General features: G+C 56.0%; 15 protein-coding genes and 1 other RNA gene. 7 read left to right on the top strand and 9 right to left on the bottom strand.

Going from position 1 to position 21798, the window contains the following annotated elements; translation table 11 throughout:
• Window positions 1-7: 7 nt before the first annotated feature.
• The 4 genes from TK42_RS18235 to TK42_RS18220 form a co-directional block, all read right to left on the bottom strand.
• Complete coding sequence (locus tag TK42_RS18235; RefSeq protein ID WP_103734815.1) at window positions 8-1441, bottom strand: glycosyltransferase family 39 protein; 1434 nt, start codon at window positions 1439-1441, stop codon at window positions 8-10.
• Between the two features lie 116 nt (window positions 1442-1557).
• Complete coding sequence (locus TK42_RS18230) at window positions 1558-2583, bottom strand: hypothetical protein (RefSeq protein WP_103734814.1); 1026 nt, start codon at window positions 2581-2583, stop codon at window positions 1558-1560.
• A gap of 106 nt (window positions 2584-2689) precedes the next feature.
• Window positions 2690-2944 carry a DUF6124 family protein gene (locus TK42_RS18225; RefSeq protein ID WP_032879416.1) on the bottom strand — a complete coding sequence of 85 codons (255 nt, stop codon included), beginning with the start codon at window positions 2942-2944 and terminating at the stop codon, window positions 2690-2692.
• Between the two features lie 346 nt (window positions 2945-3290).
• Entirely contained in the window at window positions 3291-3809 is a 519-nt protein-coding gene (locus TK42_RS18220) for a cysteine hydrolase family protein (RefSeq protein WP_103734813.1), read from the bottom strand.
• Between the two features lie 812 nt (window positions 3810-4621).
• Between TK42_RS18220 and TK42_RS18215 the strand changes: the two genes are divergently transcribed.
• Window positions 4622-5704, top strand: coding sequence for a hypothetical protein (locus tag TK42_RS18215; RefSeq protein WP_103734812.1), 1083 nt, complete (start codon window positions 4622-4624; stop codon window positions 5702-5704).
• Between the two features lie 34 nt (window positions 5705-5738).
• Here TK42_RS18215 and TK42_RS18210 read toward each other — a convergent pair whose 3' ends face one another.
• The gene (locus tag TK42_RS18210; protein ID WP_103734811.1) at window positions 5739-6152 is read right to left on the bottom strand and encodes a very short patch repair endonuclease; all 414 of its coding nucleotides are present in this window, start codon (window positions 6150-6152) and stop codon (window positions 5739-5741) included.
• Between the two features lie 29 nt (window positions 6153-6181).
• On the opposite strand from TK42_RS18210, the gene TK42_RS18205 reads away from it, so the two are divergent.
• From TK42_RS18205 to TK42_RS18185, 5 genes are all read left to right on the top strand, one after another.
• Window positions 6182-7783, top strand: a complete 1602-nt coding sequence (locus TK42_RS18205) for a DNA cytosine methyltransferase (RefSeq protein ID WP_103734810.1) — start codon at window positions 6182-6184, stop codon at window positions 7781-7783.
• Window positions 7784-7871: 88 nt separating this feature from the next.
• Window positions 7872-9317, top strand: coding sequence for an ATP-binding protein (locus TK42_RS18200; RefSeq protein ID WP_103734809.1), 1446 nt, complete (start codon window positions 7872-7874; stop codon window positions 9315-9317).
• 13 nt (window positions 9318-9330) lie between these two features.
• Window positions 9331-12147, top strand: a complete 2817-nt coding sequence (locus tag TK42_RS18195) for a Z1 domain-containing protein (RefSeq protein WP_103734808.1) — start codon at window positions 9331-9333, stop codon at window positions 12145-12147.
• Window positions 12147-13160: a PD-(D/E)XK motif protein gene (locus TK42_RS18190; protein WP_103734807.1), complete on the top strand. Its 1014-nt coding sequence runs from the start codon at window positions 12147-12149 to the stop codon at window positions 13158-13160. Before TK42_RS18195 ends, TK42_RS18190 begins: the two co-directional genes overlap by 1 nt.
• Window positions 13160-14968 carry an AIPR family protein gene (locus tag TK42_RS18185; RefSeq protein WP_103734806.1) on the top strand — a complete coding sequence of 603 codons (1809 nt, stop codon included), beginning with the start codon at window positions 13160-13162 and terminating at the stop codon, window positions 14966-14968. Before TK42_RS18190 ends, TK42_RS18185 begins: the two co-directional genes overlap by 1 nt.
• Before the next feature lie 321 nt (window positions 14969-15289).
• Here TK42_RS18185 and ssrA read toward each other — a convergent pair.
• The 4 genes from ssrA to TK42_RS18165 all read right to left on the bottom strand — a co-directional run bounded on the left by ssrA (window position 15290) and on the right by TK42_RS18165 (window position 20771).
• Window positions 15290-15686: a transfer-messenger RNA gene (ssrA, locus tag TK42_RS18180) on the bottom strand.
• A 94-nt stretch (window positions 15687-15780) separates the two neighbouring features.
• The gene (locus TK42_RS18175) at window positions 15781-16059 is read right to left on the bottom strand and encodes a hypothetical protein (protein ID WP_005791519.1); all 279 of its coding nucleotides are present in this window, start codon (window positions 16057-16059) and stop codon (window positions 15781-15783) included.
• 136 nt (window positions 16060-16195) lie between these two features.
• Window positions 16196-19006: an FAD-binding and (Fe-S)-binding domain-containing protein gene (locus TK42_RS18170; protein ID WP_103734805.1), complete on the bottom strand. Its 2811-nt coding sequence runs from the start codon at window positions 19004-19006 to the stop codon at window positions 16196-16198.
• Window positions 19007-19076: 70 nt separating this feature from the next.
• Window positions 19077-20771, bottom strand: coding sequence for a lactate permease LctP family transporter (locus TK42_RS18165; RefSeq protein WP_032879436.1), 1695 nt, complete (start codon window positions 20769-20771; stop codon window positions 19077-19079).
• A 250-nt stretch (window positions 20772-21021) separates the two neighbouring features.
• On the opposite strand from TK42_RS18165, the gene TK42_RS18160 reads away from it, so the two are divergent.
• Window positions 21022-21789, top strand: a complete 768-nt coding sequence (locus TK42_RS18160) for a GntR family transcriptional regulator (protein ID WP_005791515.1) — start codon at window positions 21022-21024, stop codon at window positions 21787-21789.
• Window positions 21790-21798: the final 9 nt, after the last annotated feature.

Raw genomic sequence — 21798 nt, 5'->3', positions numbered from 1 at the left:
GCCGGCCTTACTGCTTGACGAAGTAGTAAGGCTGGCGGTTGATCGCCATTTGCTTGATCACCGTGACCGGCTCTTTCAGTCGTTCGGTGTGGTCCGTCAGCGCAACGTTACCGGGCTTGGCGGTGAGGAAGGCGCGCAGTTCGGCTTCGGTGTTGAGGATCGGCAAGTAGGCCTGCAGATAGAACACGCTGGCGCCGGCGATTCGTTCGTTGGGCTGGAACATCGCCACCGTTCGGCCTTCGTCTTGCAGGGTCTGGACCTGGCTGATCACCGGCACGAAGGAGTGGCGCACATCGGCTTTTGGTGCAAACCAGAACGCTGCGCTCAGGTAGCAGGCGATGGCCAGGGTGAAAACCCCGCCGATGATCTGGCGGTGGTAGCGGTACAGCGTCGGCTTGCGGTCTTTGGCCCACTCCAGCAGCACCCGCGCATATTCGGCGGCCAACACCGCCGCGGCTGGCGTCAGCGCCATCAAATACACCGTGCGTTTGCTGGAAGCCAGGGTCAGCAGGGTGAACTGCGCCACCAGCCACACGCTGAAAAACAGACGATAGCGGTTGCGCACCAGGCTTTTACGGAAATGCCACAGGCCCAGGTACACCAGGATATTCCAGGGCAGAAAGGCTTCGGGCAGTTTCGCGAGGTAATAGTAGAACGGCTCGTAATGGCCGGCTTCGACAAACGAACCGCTGAAGCGCCCGACGCTATTGGTCCACAACACCTCGCCCACCGCCTGCATCCCACCGCGCTGAAACAGAAACCCCAGCCAGATCAACAGCGGCACCAAGGCCAGCAGCGTGAACAGTGCCGGCTTGAGCCAGTCGCCGATGCGCAGGCGTTTATCCATCAGACTGGTACTGAGCAGGTACACAAAGATCACGATCCCCGGCAGCGCCAGGCCCAACACACCCTTGCTCAGGGTGGCGATGACCATGCCAGCGGTAAACAACGCCCACGCCCACACACTGGAGCTGTCGCGCTCGGGCCGCACAGCCTGGTAGAACCCCAACAATGCCGCGGTCACGCCAAGGCTGAGCAACGAATCCTCACCCACCCCCCGCACATTGCCCCAGTAACTGGCCATGGTCGCCAGAATCAGTGCGGCACTGAACGCCAGCGTCTGCGGCCGCCCGAAGCGACGCAGCATCCCGTACAACAGCATCACGCTGAACAACCCGGCAAACGCCGACGCCAGACGCACCGCCCCGGTGCTGGCGCCGAACAAACGAATCGCCCCGGCATCCAGCCACAGGCTCAGGGGTGGTTTTTCCAGGAAGGGTTCACGAAACAGGCGCGGCACCACCCAGTCATTGTCCAAGTGCATCGCCATGGCGATCCCGGACACCCGAGCCTCGGTGGAGCCTTGCAGCTCGTGGTTGCCAAGGGCGAAGAAGAACAACAGACCAGCAAGCAGGAGCAGCAGGGGAGCGGGACGCGTCATGGAATCTGGCTACCGGGGCATGAGACCGATCGGGCGACCGGTCATGGGTAGTCAGGGAGTATACGAGCGCGATTCTTAACCTTTGGTGAACGGCTACGGGGTTTTTCTCGGGCGCGTCAGGGCATTTTCAAGCTGGGCACTGCTGCTTTGCCTTGTGCGGTCAGCACCGGCTCCAACTGCTCCCAGGTGAAGGCCAAATCGTTGTCGCAGCCGTCACCATTGGCCGGTGTCGAGAGTTGCAGGCCCTGGGTGTTGAAGCTGAGGTGAAAGTTGGAGTAATCGGTGATCGCCGGGCAACCCTCGTCGGTAGTGGTTTGCTTGGCCAGCCAAGTGCTGAAGGCGGCCGGCAGCTTCAAATGGCCGGAATAGGCGTCATGCCATTGCTGATGGCCGCCGAGCCAGGTCCATGGGTCCACACTCTCCCCGGTTTGCAGGTTCCAGGAGTGCAGGCCCCAACTGATGCCCATGGCGCCCTGGCCTGCGGCCCAGCGGTAGAACCGCACGGTGAGAAATTGCGATGACCAATAGGCGGGCTCAACCTCGATCTCACTGGTATAGACCGAGCCGTTTCGACCCAGGTATTCACGCCGCTCATAAAAATAGTCGGTTAGATCTTCGTCATTGACGGCCAGAGCGGCGAGTTGCTGGTTGATCTTCTGCACCGCCGGGCTGTCTCCCTCCAGCTTGAGCGTGACGCGGGGGCCTTTGGTCTTGAGTTGGTAGGTGTGGTTGTGGAAAGTCTTCTTCTCGGTCTTGATCGGCAGCGGCGCGGCTTCCATGGGCGCGTTATAGGCATCGCTGCCGCAGCCGTCCGTGCCAATGCGGCGTAAAGCCAGTGGCAGCGGCGTGCCGCCATCGGTTTTGCTCCAGGCACCCGAAAGGGTATCGGCCTGAGGTTTTTGCAGGGCCCAGAAACCGGTGTTTCCTTCCTCTACCCAAGGGGCGTTGTCGTTGGCCTGGGTCAGTTGAATCGGGGTACGGATGCGCTGGTAGTAATAACTGCCATGCTCCCCGTCGGCGCCGTTGAAACAGACGGTGATAGCGGATTTGCCCAAGGTGCCTTGCCAGACCCCGTCCAGCTCGGCAGCGGTGGCGAGTAAGGGCATGACGGTAAGAGCGATAACGGCGAGGGGCTTGAGCACGGGTATCTGACTTCCGATTGTCTGATAAAGGCCGTCAGGGTAATGGGAAGTATGAGGGGACGCCAGCGGGCGAGATGCGCTGAGGCAGCTCGCCCGTTTTCGTGTTTTAGGGTTGTGGCGGATGGGTAGTGAATGGCTGGGTGTTCAAGACCCGTTCTACTAGTAGCTCACCTAGAACGATCAATTGCTGAGCAGCCAGCAACTTGTGGCGGTGTGCGCCTTCAAGTTCGAAAGCCAGGTCGGTGGTCATCGCGTTGAGGGAGGCGAGGGTTTCGCTGGCTTGGATTAGCAGGGTTTCGGGGTGGATGTCGTCGGCGAGGATGAAGAGGGTGGTTGGGGGATTGGGGGTGATTTTTTTCATGGCTGAAACTCCTTGATTGATGGAGTCGCCAGACATCGCTGCTAAACGAAAAGGGTGGCGACCGTACGCGGGTTAGCAGACCAGGAATCAAGGAACCCGGCGCACCCGAAAGTGCCCCACGCACAGCCGCCATGACACGAACCAGCGGATGCAGAAAGCATCGCTCGAACGGATGGTGGCTTTGCAGGCCTTGATATTAACCGAGCTGCTAAACCCGGTCGCTGATTTTGCAGCGACAGGGGAAGGCTAGGCTTGTTGGTTGGAGTGCGCTAGTTCATCAATAGCGCGGCATCTTGCGGGAAAATTCCGAAGCTCGGCCCTGCTTGCCCCCCGTCGTCAGGCTCTGTTAAAAGCTCCAGTCCTCAGCCTGAACCAACTGGCAGAAGGGCCCATTCAGCGTGGCATTGTGATGAGCCACGATGGCCTCGGCTTTCATCAAGGGCGTGTCAGAACAGGTATGACCGTCGGCGATAAGCACCGTATCGAAGCCAAGATCCCGCGCGGCACGGCAGGTGCTGTCGACGCAGTATTGCGTTTTCATCCCAGTGACTACCACGCCGGTGGCGCCGTTGGAGCGCAGATTGTCAGCCAGATCAGTCATTGCAAAAGCGTTAGGCCGGCGCTTTTCGAACACCACTTCCCCACCCTGCAACTTCAGTTCCCGTGCAATCAGCGTAAGTGGGCTGCCCGCTTCGATTGGCGAGCCAGCGGGGCCGATGTGACGCGCGAGAAAAATCGGCGCGCCTGCGCTGCGGGCCTTGTCCATCAGGGTATTCAGGGTTTCCAACAGCTCGTCGCAGCGCCAGGGTTTCTCCGGGCCGTGGATGAGTCCGACTTGGATATCCAGTATCAACAGGGCGTACATAGGTGCATCTCCTTGCGTGTGAACCAGCGACACAAGGGCATAAAAAAAGGCCCTGTCCATCGCTGGCGGGCCTTTGAAGTTCGTTGGTTATTGGCTCACGACACCTCGCACGCTCCGCTTGCGGCGGTCGTGGTGGTGGTTGTTGAGGTGAGGCAATGGGTGGTCATGGGGTGACACTAGCATTGTGATTGTTTGAATGCCAGGCAAAAAAAGATGTTGTGGGACGTCTTTATTCGTTGAGTTGGTGGGCGGGTTAATTCTAACGGTCTTCGTAACTGATTGATTTAAATTGATTATTTTATTTTTTTATCGGAGTATCTGCGGCGAATTTTCTTAATTTTCTGTCCTTGAGTCGATCAAAGCTCAATTCCACAGTGGTACTTCGAATTTCGCTTTCTAGCGGAATTTAAGGATTTTGCATAGCGAATGCTGGCTTTTACTTCCCTGTTCCGCACAGGTCAATGTCAGGTGGTCAAAACACTAGGGTCCCAAGGCTATTTTCGCGCCAGTTGTTGCATTTGCGGAGGCTGGAAAACTCGACGGTTTGAAACAGCTCACCATTGAAAAAAACCTCGAAGGTCAAAAGTGTTTCAGTAGGTTTAGCTTGTTTTTTGATTGTCATGTCATCCTGCTACGTCCCTATAGGGCACCGCTGCGTTTTGCCTTGCGTAATGCTGGGAACATTGTTCCTGTGTGGCAAGAGTTTTTACGTAACAAGTCTACTTGAAGGAGGGCTTTTAGTACGAGGCGAAAGTCGACCTCATCTTCTGGCCCATGAGAGCTTTTTCTGGTCTGGGCGGAATCAACTCTTCTTGGAAAAAGCATTCTTTGTGGGCATGATGCGGCGTACGGCCAGCATTCGGATGCCGGATGTTACTAATCTTACCGATTTGGGCGATAGGGATATGGAATTGACGGTAAGGGTGATGTCTTGCGGGAAGGAGGTTGACCGCATTACATGCCCTCTCCAGATCGACGGGCGGCGGCTTGCCGTGATCTACAGAGAGCGGCTGTGTCCAATAGAGGACGGCTGCATTCACGTCGAAAACGGGATTGAAATCTCAGGTCCCGATCAGCGTCCTGGTAGGCCAGAATGGGGAGCGCTTGTCGCACATCTGGTGCCGAAGTCACTACCCGAGCGTCAAGAGGAATGCTCCGAGCTTCTTCGCGTGACTTTCAAAGATAACCTGCCTGATGGGGTTGTGCGTGCATTTTCATCCCTTGCTTTCGTGGGGCTAGAGCAGGATGCACGCGAGCTGCTAGTCGACTTTCTATGCGAGAAATACGATGCTATAAGTTTACTCAGACAGCTGCAGTCTCAATCATTTTGTAGCGAAATATCAAGTTCTGTTGTTTGTTCAGCGATTTCAGATCCTACGTTTATTACCTCTGCGACAAATATAGAAATTGATGAAATTGCCGAAGATGAAAGTTTTCAGGATTGGGACTGGACGGCAGCAGATGAGATACAGATCCCCGAAATAGATGATAAGGACTTGAGGGCCGTTGCGGGCCAAATACAGGGAGCTATCGGCACTTATCGCTCTTCGGAAAAAGGCACAGTTATTCCAAGTTTAGTCGGGCCCTTTGACGGAGCTCTTTTAAATGAAGAGTCAATCCCTCCTTCACCTGCAAGCACAAGATCGTCTGAGGAGAGGGTGCTTGTAGAACGTACCGCCAAGCTCGGCACGGTAGCCCTAGATCTCCTGCGATACTTTGCAGACAATCCGGGCGATCGAGCTGCTCACGCGGAACTCGTGTTGGGGTATAACGTGACGGATATTAATAAAATTCTATCGGGATCTTTGAATCACTATCTGAAAAAAAACCAATCAGGTGGGTGGGTATGCCACCCTTGGGTTGCGGGCCTATTGCTCGTTTTGGATGAGGCCTAGTGAGGGCGTTAATCTCCGTTGCCCCCGAGTGCCGCTACTCCAGAGTTTTCAGGCGTTCGAGCAGTGCGCGCAATGCCTCATCGGGATTTTTGAGCTCACATTCCCATACTGTAAAAACGCACCATCCGTTGCTGAACAGCTCCTGCATTACCTTCCGATCTCTATCTACATTAGACTCCAGTTTTTCTGTCCAGAAATCGGTACGTGTTTTAGGCAAAACTGCATATTTGCAGCCGGTATGGCGATGCCAAAAACACCCGTGCACAAAAATGCAGACCTTCAGTCGAGGCAGTACAATGTCCGGTTTTCCTGGCAGGTCCCTGCGATGAAGTCGAAAGCGGTAACCATGTGCATGCAGAAACCGCCTGACAGCCAGTTCCGGTTTGGTGTCTTTTCCCTTGATCCCGGACATCATTCGGGATCTCGTGGCGGGGTCAACTACATCCATTTCGTACTTTCTCAAAATAGCGTGGTTTCATGAGTCGTACCTATCCCATTCAGGTTGTGGATCTCTTTGCTGGCCCCGGAGGTCTAGGAGAGGGCTTTTCCTCTCATTCGGACATTAACGGTGACACCTTCGAGATCAAGGTATCGGCCGAAATGGAGGTTTCCGCGCGTTCTACTCTCCGGCTCAGGGCTTTCTATCGTCTGCTGAAGAGTAGACAACCCGAAGCCCTCGAGGATTACTATAACTTTTGTGAAACTGCTGATGTTCCTGAGCCCTATACGGCCAGGAGTCTTGAAGCTTGGAGACACGCCGACAACGAAGCACAATTGTTGGAGCTCGGTACCGAAGCGGGCAATACCGGACTAGATAAAATGCTGGCAAGCCGTCTCGATGAGACTAGGCCATGGGTTCTCATTGGGGGCCCGCCGTGCCAAGCCTATTCAATAGTAGGTCGAGCCAGAAATCGTGGAAAGGTGGATTATCGTGCAGAAAATGATCACAGACATTTCCTCTATCGCGAATATTTGAGGATCATTCAAAAAAAGAGGCCTGCAGTTTTCGTGATGGAAAACGTGAAAGGCATTCTTTCATCACAGGTCGCTGGCGAGCCGATGTTTCCCCAGATTTTGCGAGACCTTGCTGACCCTGATGCGGCGTTTGGAGAAAGTGGTAATGGTCCGAAGTATAGAATCTGTTCTCTCGTCGCCGATGACATCTACGAAAGTGGAGCAGATCCGGACAGCATCGAACCAAGCAACTACATCATTCAGGCTGAAGAGTACGGCGTTCCCCAAGCCAGGCATCGAGTGATACTTCTAGGTGTTTCGGAGGAGTACCTAGATGCACTTGGCGATCACAAGCTGTCCCCTGTTTTGGGGCCGACAATAGATCAGGTAATTGGATGTCTGCCGCCATTGCGCAGCACCCTTACCAAGCTGAAAGACTCTCCTGATGCGTGGGCGGATATAGTGCGTCAGCATTTGAAGGAGCTGAATCATGAGTGTCTTCAGTTAGTAAGTGAGACACCTGAAAGGCTCGCTCTGGCAACTAGGCTTGGCATTCTTGCCAGCAGTTATGACAGTCGCGAATTAAACTCTGGCGGACTGCGGGTACTGAAAAAAAACGCCGGTAATGGAGTGACAGGAACGTTTCTCGATAGCTGGCTGCATGATCCGAGGCTGAAGTACTGGCTAAATCACGAGGCTAGGGGGCACATGAGTTCCGATCTGCGTAGGTATGTTTACGCTGCCGCTTTTGCCGAGACTTACAGGGACTCGCCCAAGGGCCACCAGAACTTTAACCTTCCCGGGCTGGCGCCGGATCACAAGAACTGGACAAGTGGAAAATTTAGTGACCGTTTTCGTGTCCAGAGAGCAGGTATTCCTTCCACGACAATTACTAGCCATATCGCAAAGGATGGTCACTATTTTATTCATTACGACCCTAGGCAATGCCGAAGTCTGACTGTTCGCGAGGCTGCAAGACTGCAGACTTTCCCCGACAATTACTTTTTCTTGGGCAATAGAACGCAACAGTTCCATCAAGTGGGTAATGCGGTTCCGCCGCTTTTGGCTCGGCAGATTGCAGATGTTGTTGCCCGGATCGTTCGAAGCGGAAAAAACGCGAAGTAGAGTTTGACCCACCATCGTAGGCAAGACAGGGAGCGTTATTTTGTCACACACATTCAAGAGCCGAAATGCTCCTCCCAAGGCCAGCGCAATGGTCGAAGCTTTGCGAGGGCTGGGTTACAACACGCAGACAGCATTGTCTGACATCATTGACAACAGCGTTGCAGCAGGCGCCTCAGAAGTCAGAATCGAGTTCGTTTGGGCTCAGACAAAGAGTCGAATTACCTGCTTGGACAATGGCGCGGGAATGTCGGCTGCCGGGCTTGATCTGGCGATGAGGCTTGGTGAACGCAACCCTCTTGAAGAGAGAGCAACGTCCGATCTTGGTCGCTTTGGGCTGGGCCTCAAGACGGCGTCTTTTTCACAGTGCCGCAGACTAACCGTGGCGACTATAGGTGTGGATGGCGTACAAGCTCTGCGCTGGGACCTTGACTATCTTGCAAACAGCTCCGATGGCGGCTGGCATCTGCTGGAGGGGCCCCATCCCGGTTCCGAAGGGTATCTAGAGCCGCTTACTGAAGCCGGTCGCGGGACTTTGGTCCTTTGGGAGGAGCTGGATCGGATCGTTACTCCAGGAAGTACTGTTCAGGACTTTTTGAACCTAGCCGACAAGGTCGAGCAGCATCTTGGAATGGTGTTTCACAGGTATCTAGAAGGAACCCGACCACGTCTCAGAATTCTGCTCAATGGACAGCCGGTGAAACCCTGGGATCCTTTCATGATGGACCACCCGGGAAAACCCTACAACCCTCCCGTATTCAAGCACCCGACACTCAAGGGGATTGAAGCCGAATGTCATGTTTTACCCCACAAGGACATGCTTTCTGGCGAGGATTTTGAAGTGCTGGGTGGCCCTGAAGGCTGGACGGCCCAGCAGGGGTTTTATGTTTATCGCAACGAGCGCCTTCTCGTTGCAGGCAGTTGGCTGGGTCTAGGGACCGGTAGGTCTTGGACAAAGGACGAAGCTCACCGACTGGCAAGAATTCGTCTGGATATACCCAACTCTGCCGACGCCGACTGGAAAATTGACATCCGCAAGTCCACAGCCAGGCCCCCTGTCTATCTTCGAGACTGGCTGACCCGTCTTGCCGAAGCTACACGTGGACGTGCGCGCCGAGCCTTTGCTCACAGAGGCCGGCCCACCTTGCTTGGAAATAAACAGGTTGCCGAAGCCTGGAAGGTTGAGCGCCTCGCCAGTGGAATACGATACCGGATAGACAGTGACCACCCCGCGATACGAGACGTACTGGATGATGCTGGAGTATTGCTTCCGCAGATCAGAGCTATGTTGCGGGTCATCGAGGAGACTGTCCCTGTTCAGCGGATATGGATCGATACTGCGGAAAATAAGGATACGCCCTGCACAGGCTTTGAGAAGACTCCGTCCAGTGAGGTCAATGAGGTCTTGATGGTCATGTATCGCAGTATGATCGAGAAGAAAGGATATTCCGCGTCTTCTGCCAGGGAGCAGCTTCGGACAACAGAGCCTTTCCATGCTTTTCCTTCATTGGTGGATGCCCTGCCAGACAATTTTTAAGGAGCTGCGACGAATGTCCGAAGACAACAAATGGAGTGTGGTTAAGTTTGTCCAAGAGATGATTGTGGACGAGCAGGGCAAGCTGGCGATTACCCCTGCACTCATTTCCCAAAAAATCGACATGGTGCTTAAGATCATGCCGAACAAGGCTGAGGGGTTGGATCGTGAGGCCGTCACTGACGAGCTCATCAGAAGGTTCAGTATCTGGGTTGGCAAGGACTCCTCTCTTGTCGACATGGCCGGACATGTCCCTTGGCTGACCAGTGAGGTCAAGAAGGAGTGGCGTTACTGGCGTCGGTATAGAGAGTGGCAGGAAAAGAAATTGCCATGGAGTGCTGTAGAAGCACTCGATGAAACTACCGATAACGTTCTTTCAATGCTGGAGGATCCCGGGCGTGAAGGGCCTTGGGATCGTCGCGGCATGGTTGTCGGCCACGTGCAGTCCGGCAAGACAGGGAACTATACGGGGCTTATCTGCAAGGCGGCGGATGCTGGATACAAAATCATAATCGTGCTGGCAGGGCTTCACAACAACCTTCGCTCCCAAACTCAGATGAGACTGGATGAGGGGTTTCTCGGCTATGAAACCAGCCCAATAGAGGGAGAGGGAAACGTAGCCATCGGAGTTGGAAAAATTGACCCTTCTCCTGCGTTGCGTCCCCAGTACGTTACCAATAGGACCGAGACTGGGGACTTCAACACAAAGTTTGTGAGAAACCTTGGTGTCTCGCCAGAGCAAAAACCTTGGCTGTTCGTCGTTAAGAAAAACAAGACGGTTTTGCAGCGCCTGCTGAAATGGATTCACAAGCATGTTGCAGAAACGACGGATCCGGAAACCGGTCGTCCACTGGTAACCCATCTTTCTCTGCTGATCGTTGATGACGAAGCGGATCATGCATCGGTGGATACCGGTGAGAAAGTCGTGGACGAGAACGGCCAGCCTGATCTCGAACATGAACCCACTGCTATTAACAGTCTGATTCGCCAGATACTGCACTCTTTCTCGAGAAAGGCCTATATCGGTTATACGGCCACTCCGTTTGCTAACATCTATATCCACGAGCAGGGAGAGACGATAAAGGAAGGTCCCGATTTGTTCCCGGCAGCATTTATCACCAATCTGTCAGCGCCATCTAGCTACATCGGCCCGTCAAGGGTGTTCGGACTGGCGGGAGAGAATGGACGCATCGGCGCTCTCGATCTGGTTCGCCTGGTCACAGATCACTGCTCCACTGACGGAAAGGGCGGCTGGATGCCTGTCAGCCACAAAAGCAGTTATGTGCCTTCCGACATCCTGCCTCCTTCGCTAGTCGAAGCAATACAGGCGTTCGTACTGGCATGCACCATTCGTCAACTGCGGGGGCAGGGTGCCGAACACAGCTCAATGTTAGTACACGTCACGCGATTCAACTTGGTTCAGCAGCATGTACACGGGCAGGTTCGCAGTTACATCATGCAGCTGAAGCAGCGGCTCAGAAGGCGCATCGACCATGAGGGCGTTCTGGCTGAACTCTTCAGTCTGTGGGATAGAGATATCCGGACGACAAGCTACGAAATTGAAAAGCAGATGGGAGAGGGCTTCCGGTGCAAAGCAGACGATTGGTTCGAGATAGAACGAGCGTTACCTGATCTGCTGGAACAGATCGATGTGCGCATGATTAATGGTACTGCGAAGGATGCGCTGGACTATGTGGACAGCGCCACGGGGCTGAAGGTCATTGCAATTGGAGGAGACAAGCTGGCCCGAGGACTTACGCTTGAAGGCCTGTGCGTTAGCTATTTTCTTCGGGCTTCCAAAATGTACGACACGCTGATGCAGATGGGACGGTGGTTCGGCTATCGACCGGGTTATTTGGACTTGTGTCGCCTCTACACCACGACGGATCTGGTTGAATGGTTCGAGCACATCGCCGACGCAGCGGAAGAGTTGAGAGCCGAATTCGACTTTATGAGAGATAGCGGGCTGACACCACGTCAGTATGGTCTCAAGGTCGTCTCTCATCCGGTGCTGATGGTGACCTCGCCTCTGAAAATGAGAACTGCCAAAACACTGTATCTGTCCTTCAGTGGGGACATTGTCGAGACGGTCAGCTTCTTCAAGGAGCCCACCCAGCTCGAACAGAATATCGCGGCTTTCAACTCTCTTGTAAGCACCATGGGGAAGGGGGCCTCGATTCCTCCGCAGAGCCGAAACGGTCAGAGTGATACTTGGGGCGGGGTTAGCTGGACTGGTATTCAGGCACAGCCTATCGTTGACTTTCTGAGGTCTTATCAGACGCACCCGGACTCCCGAAAAGTGAGAAGTGACCTGCTTGCGAACTTCATTGAGGAGATGAGTCGGTCGGGCGAGCTTACCTCTTGGACAGTTGCCGTAATTGGGGGTGGGGTTGTTGGCACCGAGGATGTTGCAGGCTTTCAGGTAAAGCGAATGCGCCGAATAAACAGGTCTCGGGAGGCTGACAAGTACTCAATAGGTCGTCTGCTTTCTCCTAAGGATGAAGCCCTGGATCTTGATGAGTCGTCGTGGAATGCCGCTCTTGAGTGGACTCGGACGGACTGGAAGCCCGATCCCGGCCGTTCCAGAGGCAAGGAATTGCCCGAGGTGCCAAGCGGACCTTATATCAGACGTATTCGTGGTCAGGGGCGTGGGCAAGTAGCCCCGCATCCCGAAAGAGGGCTTTTGCTTATGTACCTTCTCGACCCAAAGGTCTCTGAAGTCTCGGGAGTTGATCTGCCTGTCGTCGCATTTGCAATCAGCTTTCCTTCCAGCAATGCGGGAAAATCTGTGCCCTATGTCGTCACTAACCTGATGTGGGAGCAGCAACAGTAATGGCGGCAGTGAGTAGTTCCGAGTTGCTTGGTATCTGGCGGGCCCTTCCTGGCAACGCATCGGCTCCGGGATGGCGGTCGATTGATCTGTTTCAAAGAGCAACAATCAGGATCAAGGCAGCCAGGCATGCGCCGGGCAATGAGGAGGCTGTTCTAGTCGGTTTTGCGAACTGCAGGATGGCGCCGACCTCACAGTTGCCTCAGGGGCAGGGATTTCGCATTGAAAGGGTCGGCCTGGGGGAGGCCGCAGGTGATTACCAGTGGCTTGCAATCGTCCGTCAACCTGAAGGCAGCCTAGAGCTGTTTGCGGCCGTTGTCTCCGATGTATGCGGACTGCTGGAATCCGTCAACGGCTGTACTGAAGAACTTGTGTATCAACGACTGCTCGGAAGGGTGCGCGGGTGGCAGGAATTTATGCGGAAAGGGCGTGAAGGACTGGGGCCCGAAGCCGAACTGGGGCTTGTGGGTGAGCTCTGTCTGCTGCGTAAGCTACTTGATGAAGGCGTGCTGCTTTTCTCGGCTGTACAAGGTTGGAAAGGGCCGCTCGACGGGCTTCATGACTTTCAAATTGGTATAGGGGCGATAGAGGTCAAGTCCACAATGGCAACGGAAGGCTTTCCGGTGAGAATCGCCTCCCTGGATCAACTCGACGAATCCCAGTGTCCGCCACTCTTCCTTGCAGCGCTTCGCTTCGGATCGACGGATTCCGGAATGTCACTTCCCGAATCCGTGGCGGATTTGCGCTGTCTGCTGGAGCCTGATCCCGCAGCTACCAGGCTTTTCGAGCAGGCACTTCATCAGGCGGGGTATTTGGATATGCAGGCAGAGAACTACAGTCGTCGCTTTTCGCTCAGCGAGTTAAGGGTGCATCTCGTTGATGCGGAGTTTCCGAGACTGACTCCTTTCGGCATCCCGACAGCCATTCGTCGAGCCCAGTACGAGCTCGACCTGGCATTAATACTCGCCGATAACCATCCCTTGGCGGATGTGCTTGAGCAACTTGGAGTCGTTTGATGGAACTTGTAGATTTTCTGCGGGACACGCAGGCTGCGATTCGAGAAGAGATCGTGAAGGATTCTGCACCGGGGGAAGCTCCTGTGCCTGCAGAGGCCGTATTTACTGAACATGTGATGACGCATATGGCCGACGAGGGAATAACCTTTGAGCCAACGGTCTGCCACTACGGTGCTAAGGTCGGATCTTACAAAGTCAAAATCAGTGGCTATTCTGTCTCGGACACAACCGACGAACAGGGGAATCCTGATCGACTGGATCTGTTCGTGAGTCTCTATAAGGGGCTTGAGGACATTGAAGACATCCCGGACCCTGAAATTGGCAGAGCGGCGAAGCAAGGTCTGCAATTTCTCAAATTTTGCGCTATAGGCAAGCTTTCAGAAGAGCTTGATGAAACCAACGAGGCTTATCCGCTTGTCACAGAAGTTGAACGTATATTCAAAGCGCTGGATAGCATCCGGATTTTCGTAATTACTGACGGTCAGGTTAAGACAAGGAACTATGCGCCCCAAGATATTGAGGGCAAGCAGGTACGCCTTGAAGTCATGGACATTCACCGCCTGTTCAACCACTGGCAGCAGGGCCGGCCACGGGATGAGCTAGTGGTGAACTTTCAGGATCTTTGCGGTACGGCATTGCCGAGTGTATGGGTTCCCGGTGCTGGTGACGACGAATACGATTATGCCCTGACTGCAATACCCGGTGAGGCTCTGCGCTTTCTCTACGAGAAGTACGGGCCGCGCATTCTCGAAGCAAATGTGCGTTCGTTTTTGGGGGTTGGCAGCAGAGGTGTCAATAAGGGGATTCGGGATAGCTTGCGGAACAATCCGGACCGTTTCATGGCCTACAACAATGGCATCGTTGTTGTGGCCGATGCTGCCAAGCTGGATCGTACCGCTGATGGTTCAACGGGTATCTTGTGGCTTCAAGGTATGCAAATCGTTAACGGCGGGCAGACGACAGCATCCATCTATTTCGCGAAGAAAAAAAATCCCGACATAGATTTAAGCAGCGTCCGAGTTCCTGCGAAGATCATTGTGCTTCGAAATGGTCAGGGAAATGATGAGGAATTGATCTCTAACATTTCTCGCTATGCCAATAGCCAGAACGTCGTAAAGCAATCCGATCTTTCCGCAAACAAGCCATTTCATCGCGAGCTGGAAAAACTTTCAATGCGCACATACTGCCCGGATGGTGTGGGACGCTGGTTCTATGAGCGGTCCGCTGGTAGTTATAAGGTGATGCTTGAAAAAGAAGCGACAACGGTTGTTCAAAAGAAAAAACTGCAGGTAGCCATTCCACCCTATCGCAAGATTACCAAACCGGATCTGGCCAAGTTTCTGTTCACATGGGAGCAGAAACCACACGTTGTAGGGTTAGGGAGTCAGAAGAACTTTCAGGCCTTTATGGATGAGCTGGGAGAGCGGGAGAATACTGGAGAGGACGTGATTCCGGATCAGAGGGAGTTTAAGGGCATGATTGCAAAGGCGATTCTGTTCAAGTCTGCTCAGAAGGTAATCAGACCCCTATTTCCGGCATTTCAGGGCAATATAACGGTTTACACGATCTCCATTCTTTCACTCAAGCTGGGACAAAATTTCGATTTTGATAGAGTCTGGCAGGAGCAGGCCATTTCTCCCCAACTGCAAAGACAGCTGGCTGCTTGGGCGCATGAGGTAAATGAAGCGCTTCACCATGGTGCTGACGGGAAGATGATTTCCGAATGGGCCAAGAAACTTGACTGCTGGTGGCAAGTCAGAGATTTCAGGTATTCGGAGGCGGCGACTGATATTCCGGAAATATCCTGAATGCCTCAGACCACTACGGCCAGCACGGCAAAAGCTCTTAGCCTGTCGATGTCTGGCCGGTAACTTAGGTTTTTGTTGTGCATGAATTCCCTTTCTCCGGCATGGCCGGGGGCAAATTGATACCGAGGCGGATTCTACAAGCGAACGCCGAGCGTGTCAGGTTTGTGGATTGGTGCATGTTCGGCAGGACGCCGGAGGATGTTGCTGAAAAGCTGCTGAAGCTCGCGAAGTTCGGTATTCATCCACAGCGATTTTCAGCAACATTCGGTAGGCCAGATACAGCGAAGCCCGCACTGGGCGGGCTTCTCTGGTGTTTCAAATTGGTGGAGCCGGGGGGATTTGAACCCCCGTCCGCCAGTACTCCGCTGTCGGTACTACATGCGTAGCCGTTTCTATTAAGTTAACCCTCAGCGACCCGAAGGGCAGGGTGCTTTGGGCGAGTTGTGTAAGTTTTAGCCGCTTCGTCCACAACGTACTGCACGGCGATTCTGTTCTATATGACAATCACTTTGGGTTTACAGACATCCCCTGGTGATTGCTGGACCCGAAGGTACCAGAAGCTCAGGGCTAAGGCTGCTTACGCAGCGAGAGCGAATTCCTGGCCGTAGTTTTCGTCATTGGCAACTATAAGAAGTTGCAACAGTGGATTTACGAGTTCTGTTACCAACTCGGCATGCACCTAAAGTTTCGCGACCGGCGTCGAATCCTAAACGGCCCCGTGCTTGTAACTGGTTGTTTCTTAGTGAGTGACAAGCCTGTGCAGTGTACGCCAAAAGCTCAGCGAAGGCCAACCCGAAGGTTGGCCCTATCGCTTACTGACCGCCTTTCTCGCTGTTCTGCAGGTCTTGCAGGGCCTTGGAGGTGATTTCGATGCACTTCTTGTCATCACCTGCGGCGTGGGCTGCCTTGGCTTGGGAGACGGCGGTGTCTATTTCGCCACTTTTGCCGCTGGTGTCGGTGGCCAGCAGGGCTTTGCCGTTGTTGATTTTGTCCAGGTTGATCTGGCACAGGTCTTTGTCACCGGCGGCGAAAGCGGGGGAGGCGAGCATCGCAGCGGTCATGAACAAGCCAGCAAGAGCGGAACGCTTCATAGGGTGTCTCCTTGCGCAAAAGGGCTCGACGCTGCTGGCGTGCAACCGCTGCCAGCGACATCACTGATGGGCCTCGTTTGTCGAGGCCTATGCAGATGACTGCGCCGGTGCGTCAGGGTTCGGTTTTTTTGCCGGGTCAGTGGGCGCGGGCGCGGGTGACGCGGTCTACCAGGTAGACCAGGCCGTGGTAGTCGATGCCGCCATGCTGGCTCAGGCCGATCTCGCAGGTGCGGCTGGTGGAGATGCCTTCGCTGCAATGTTGCACGGCGTCCTTGAGCGAGCGCAGGGCGTGGGCGTTGAGTTGCGGGGTGGTGAAGCCTTTGTCGCCGGCAAAGCCACAGCAGTGAATGCCTTCGGGGATGACGACGGTTTTTGCACAGCGCCGGGCCAGTTCGATCAGGGCCTGGCTTTCGCCCAGGTGCTGGGTGCTACAGGTAACGTGCACGGCGATGGGCGCCTCCTGAGGCGTGAAATCGAGGCGGTCCATCAGGTGGGTGCGGATGAAACGCACCGGGTCGTAAAGGTCCAGGCGCGATTCACCCAGGTCTTGCACCAGGCGCAGGGTGCATGGGCTGGTGTCGCAGTAGATCGGGTCGAGGCCGCCACGGCTGGCGTGGAGCAGGGCGCCGATCAGTTCCTGGCGCTTGTGTTCGGCCTGCTCGGCGTAGCCTTTGGAGGCGAAGGGCTGGCCGCAGCACAGGCTGTCCTGGTTGTCGGGGAAGACGACTTGGTAACCGGCCTTTTCCAGCAGATTGCGGGTTTTGTCGTACAGCGACATTTGCTCTTTATCACCGGCCGCCGGGCCCATGGCGCGTGAGACGCAGGCCGCCAGATACACCACTCGCGGGCGCTCATCCGTCACCGCCGGGCTGAAGCGAATGGCTTTTTCCGGTTGTGGCATGGCATTGGTCCACTGCGGGATTTGCCCTTTGGACAGTCTGTTCACGGTGGCTGACCACTTCTTCAGGCGCGGGGCACCCAATAACATGCGTGCACCATTGGCGACGTGCAGGGTGAAGCGCGCACCTTGCAGTGCGGTGGCGAAATGGCTGGCGAGCCATTCGGCGGTTTTCGTACGGTCTGCTTCGCGGCTGCGCAGCTTTTTCACCAGGTCGCCGGTATTGATGCCTACAGGGCAGCGTTGGGCGCATAGCCCGGTGGCGGCGCAGGTGTCGATGCCTTGATAGTGGTAGGCCGCTTCCAGTTCGGTGGTGTCTACGCCTGCGCGGCGTTTGGCCTGGATGTCGCGCCAGATCACAATGCGCTGGCGTGGGCTCAGGGTCAGGCCTTTCGAGGGGCACACGGGTTCGCAGAAGCCACACTCGATGCACTTGTCCACAAGCTCATCGGCGGCGGGCAGGGGCTTGAGGTGTTTGAGGTGGATTTGTGGGTCTTCGCTGAGCACCACATCCGGGTTGAGGATGCCGTTGGGGTCGAGCAGGCGCTTGAGTTGCCACATCAATTGATAGGCGTCGCTGCCCCATTCCAGTTCAACGAACGGCGCCATATTGCGACCGGTGCCGTGTTCGGCCTTCAGCGAGCCACCGAACTCCACCGCCACCAGTTGTGCGACGTCGTCCATGAACGCTTGATAGCGTGTGACTTCTTCGCTGCTGTTGAAGCCTTGGGTGAATACAAAGTGCAGATTGCCTTCCAGGGCGTGTCCGAAAAGGATGGCTTCGTCGTAGTGATGTTTGTCGAACAGTTCGATCAGGCGGTTTACGCCGATCGCCAGTTGTTCGACGGGGAAGGTGACGTCTTCGATGATCACGGTGGTGCCGGTTTTGCGTACGGCGCCTACGGCGGGGAAGGTGTCTTTGCGGATTGCCCACAGGCGGGCGTTTTCCACGGGGTCTTCGGTGAAGTCGACCTGTTTTTCTACGGGAAACGCCGCCAGAGAGGCCATGATCAGCGTTAGTTGTTCGTGCAGTAATGACGGCGAGGCCGCGCGGGATTCGATCAGCAGTGCGCAGGCATTTTCCGATAAGTGTTGTACGAATGCGGGCATACCCGGTTTGTCTTGCACCGAGCGCATACTGCGTCGGTCCAGCAGTTCAACGGCGGAAACCGGCTGGGTTTTCAGCACCGTTACTGCGTTGCAGCATGTCTCGACATCCGGGAACACGATCAGCGCCGAGGCTTTGTTCGGGTGATCGATTACCGTGTCGTAGGTGACCGCACTGATAAACCCCAGGGTGCCCTCGGAGCCGACCAGCAGGTGGCTGAGGATATCCAGCGGGTCGTCGAAATCCACCAAGGCGTTGAGTGACAGGCCGGTGGTGTTTTTCAGACGGTATTTGTGGCGAATCTTCGCAGCCAGTTCAGCGTTTGCGCGTGTCTCGCGGCCCAACGTGGCCAGGCGCTCAAGCAGTGCACTGTGGGTTTGGCGGAAGGCTTGCACGCTGGCGGCATCTTCGGTGTCCAGGCGGCTGCCATCGGCCAGTACCAAACGAATGCCTGCCAGGGTGTGATAGGTGTTTTGTGCCGTACCGCAGCACATGCCGCTGGCATTGTTGGCAACGATGCCGCCAATTTTGCAGGCGTTGATCGACGCCGGGTCCGGGCCGATCTTGCGCCCGAACGGCGCGAGCCAGGCGTTGGCCTGGGCGCCGATGACGCCGGGTTGCAGGCGGATCTGTGTGCCTTGCCCACGAATTTCGCGGTGGTTCCAATTGTCGCCGAGCACGATCAGCACCGAGTCGCTGATCGCCTGGCCGGACAGGCTGGTGCCCGCGGCCCGGAAGGTCACCGGCACGTGATCGCGCTGGGCCAGTTGCAGCAGTGCGACGACTTCGTCTTCTGACTCCACGCGGATCACCAGTTGTGGGATCAATCGGTAGAAGCTGGCGTCGGTGCCGAAGGCGAGGGTGGAAAGTGGATCGTCGAAGCGGCGATCTTGCGGGATCAGTTGTGCGACGTCGCTGAGAAAAGCAGCAGGCAGGCTCATCGGTCCTCCAGAAATAGCAGACGCCGGCATCGTTGTCCGGCGTCGATTCTTACCCTATTACGTGCAGGTCTCAGTGCACCAGCATACCGGTGAACCAGTACGCCTGCGCCAGGGTGATCAGCCCGACGATGGTGGCAAAGAACAGGCTGTGCTTGAGGGTAAAGCGGAACAGATCGGACTCCTTGCCCACCAGGCCCGTGGCTGCGCAGGCCACGGCGATCGATTGCGGCGAGATCATTTTGCCGGTCACGCCGCCGCTGGTGTTCGCCGCTACCAGCAGGGTGTCGTTAACACCAATCTGGTGGGCGGTGGTGGCTTGCAGCGAGCTGAATAGGGCGTTGGATGAGGTGTCCGAGCCGGTCAGGAAAACCCCCAGCCAGCCGAGGAAGGGCGAGAAGAACGGGAAGGCGGCGCCGGTGCCAGCCAGTACTAGGGCCATTGTCGAGGACATGCCGGAGTAGTTGGTGACGAAGGCGAACGCCAGCACCATGCCGATGGACAGGATCGGCCAGCGCAGCTCAAAGAAGGTCTCTTTTAAAGTGGTAAGACCAGTCTTGATATCAATTTTCAGCACTAGCATCGAGACCAGCGCGGAGAAGAAGATCGCGGTGCCGGTGGCCGAAATCGGGTCCAGCTTGAAGACGGCGGGGATGGCGGTGGGGTTGGTGACGATGGGTGCGACTTTGATCACCAATTGATCCAGGTGGGGGATCGCGAAGTTGAACACCCAGCTGTACATCGAACCGCCCGCGGCGAACATGGCCTTGAAGGGTTTGAGGGTCCAGATGGTGACCAGAACGGTCAGGATCAGGAAGGGCGACCAGGCCTTGAAAATTTGCCCCAGGCTGTAGGGTGAAACCACTGTGCTGCGTGGCAAACCAAAGCCGCCGGCGCTGGAGGTGACCGCTACGCTGGAGGTGGCACCGGCAATCTGCGCGCCTGCGGTGCGCTTGGGTTGCCAGATTTTCAGGAACAGTGTCAGGGAGATCAGGCTGGCGAGTGCCGAGGTAATGTCTGGCAGTTCCGGGCCAATGAAGTTGGAGGTGAAGTACTGGGTGACGGCAAAGCTCAAGCCGGCCACCAAGGCTGCCGGCCAGGTTTCACGCACGCCGCGCAGGCCGTCCATCATGAACACCAGCCAGAAGGGCACAAACAGTGACAGCAGCGGCAGTTGGCGGCCGGTCATGGCGCCGATCTTGAACGCATCAATGCCGGTGACCTGGCCTGCGACGATGATCGGAATGCCCAGTGCGCCGAACGCCACCGGCGCGGTATTGGCAATCAGGCACAGGCCCGCGGCGTACAGCGGATTGAAGCCCAGGCCCACCAGCAACGCGGCGGTGATTGCCACGGGGGCGCCGAACCCGGCCGCGCCTTCCAGGAAGGCGCCAAAGCAGAAGCCGATCAGCAGCACCTGCAGGCGTTGGTCATCGGTGATCGACAAGACGGAGCTGCGGATGATCTCGAACTGCCCGCTCTTGACCGTCAGCTTGTAGAGGAACACCGCTGCCACGATGATCCAGGCGATCGGCCACAAGCCATAGGCAAAACCGTAACCGGCCGCTGCCAGGGCCATGTCGACCGGCATCTGGAAGGCGAAGATGGCGACCAGGATCGACAATGCCAGGGTGATGCTGCCGGCCACATGGCCTTTGAGGCGGAATACGGCCAGGGCGAGGAAGAAGAACACGATTGGAATAACGGCGGCCAGTGCGGACAGGCCGAGGCTGCCGAGAGGGCTGTAGAGCTGTTGCCAGGTTTGCATATGGGGTGGCCCCTGATTGTTGTTGTTTGGTCAGCTTGGATAATTGGTAATACCAATTTACAGTCGCTGTGGGCTAGATTAAGAGCCTTGGCAGGGGTGTGTCAATTTGCCGCTCGTCAAACTTTGGTCTGAGAGTGGCTGTCGAGTGTTCTGATCGGGTAAATCGAAGGTGTTCTGATAGGTGCTGCCAGCGCGGCGATAGGCCAGAATAGGGGCCCCGGCGAGTGGTCGGGATGGTGGAGAGTGAGTTATGGGGTTTGATCAGGTGCGTCAGCGCCGTTTGTCTGACGATATTGTCGAGCAGCTTGAGGGCATGATCCTTGAGGGCACGTTGAAGTCGGGCGAGCGCTTGCCGGCCGAACGCGCTTTGGCTGAACAATTTGGTGTGTCGCGCCCTTCATTGCGTGAGGCGATCCAGAAGTTGGCGGCCAAGGGGTTGCTGGTCAGTCGACAGGGCGGCGGCAACTATGTGGTGGACTCCCTGGGCTCGACCTTCAGTGATCCGCTGCTGCATCTGCTGGAAAACAATCCCGAGGCGCAGCGCGACCTTCTGGAGTTTCGTCAGACTCTGGAGGCTTCGTGTGCTTATTACGCGGCATTGCGTGCTACCGAGGTCGACCGTGAGCGACTGACGGCGGCGTTCGAAGCGCTGCAGGACTGCTATGCGCGAGCCGACGAGGTGAGCCGAGTGGAGGAGGGCGCTGCGGATGCGAGGTTTCACTTGGCGATCGCCGAGGCCAGTCATAACGCGGTGCTGCTGCACACCATTCGCGGGTTGTTCGACCTGCTCAAGCGCAACGTGGTGACCAATATTGGCGGTATGTATCAGCAGCGCACCGAGACCCGCGACATGCTGATCAGTCAGCACCGGGACTTGTACCTGGCGATTATCGAGGGGCGGGCCGAGCAGGCGCGCGACGTTTCAACACGCCATCTGTTGTACGTGCAGGAAGTGTTGGAGGAAGTGCGGCAGGAGGTTCAGCGGGTAGCGCGGGCGGAGCGACGTAAGGGCATGTAGCCACGGGGG

The sequence above is a fragment of the Pseudomonas sp. GZJR-8 genome, from assembly GCF_002916705.1.
GTDB lineage: Bacteria > Pseudomonadota > Gammaproteobacteria > Pseudomonadales > Pseudomonadaceae > Aquipseudomonas > Aquipseudomonas synxantha_A.
The sequence above is the reverse complement of the archived record's forward strand: the minus strand, read 5'-3'. Positions and strand labels throughout refer to the sequence as shown.

Bases quoted from the DNA above. Each gene is read 5' to 3' on its own strand.
- TK42_RS18235 (WP_103734815.1), bottom strand. From the start codon at position 1,441: ATGACGCGTCCCGCTCCCCTGCTGCTCCTGCTTGCTGGTCTGTTGTTC.
- TK42_RS18225 (WP_032879416.1), bottom strand. From the start codon at position 2,944: ATGAAAAAAATCACCCCCAATCCCCCAACCACCCTCTTCATCCTCGCC.
- TK42_RS18220 (WP_103734813.1), bottom strand. From the start codon at position 3,809: ATGTACGCCCTGTTGATACTGGATATCCAAGTCGGACTCATCCACGGC.
- TK42_RS18210 (WP_103734811.1), bottom strand. From the start codon at position 6,152: ATGGATGTAGTTGACCCCGCCACGAGATCCCGAATGATGTCCGGGATC.
- TK42_RS18205 (WP_103734810.1), top strand. From the start codon at position 6,182: ATGAGTCGTACCTATCCCATTCAGGTTGTGGATCTCTTTGCTGGCCCC.
- TK42_RS18200 (WP_103734809.1), top strand. From the start codon at position 7,872: ATGGTCGAAGCTTTGCGAGGGCTGGGTTACAACACGCAGACAGCATTG.
- TK42_RS18195 (WP_103734808.1), top strand. From the start codon at position 9,331: ATGTCCGAAGACAACAAATGGAGTGTGGTTAAGTTTGTCCAAGAGATG.
- TK42_RS18190 (WP_103734807.1), top strand. From the start codon at position 12,147: ATGGCGGCAGTGAGTAGTTCCGAGTTGCTTGGTATCTGGCGGGCCCTT.
- TK42_RS18185 (WP_103734806.1), top strand. From the start codon at position 13,160: ATGGAACTTGTAGATTTTCTGCGGGACACGCAGGCTGCGATTCGAGAA.
- TK42_RS18175 (WP_005791519.1), bottom strand. From the start codon at position 16,059: ATGAAGCGTTCCGCTCTTGCTGGCTTGTTCATGACCGCTGCGATGCTC.
- TK42_RS18170 (WP_103734805.1), bottom strand. From the start codon at position 19,006: ATGAGCCTGCCTGCTGCTTTTCTCAGCGACGTCGCACAACTGATCCCG.
- TK42_RS18165 (WP_032879436.1), bottom strand. From the start codon at position 20,771: ATGCAAACCTGGCAACAGCTCTACAGCCCTCTCGGCAGCCTCGGCCTG.
- TK42_RS18160 (WP_005791515.1), top strand. From the start codon at position 21,022: ATGGGGTTTGATCAGGTGCGTCAGCGCCGTTTGTCTGACGATATTGTC.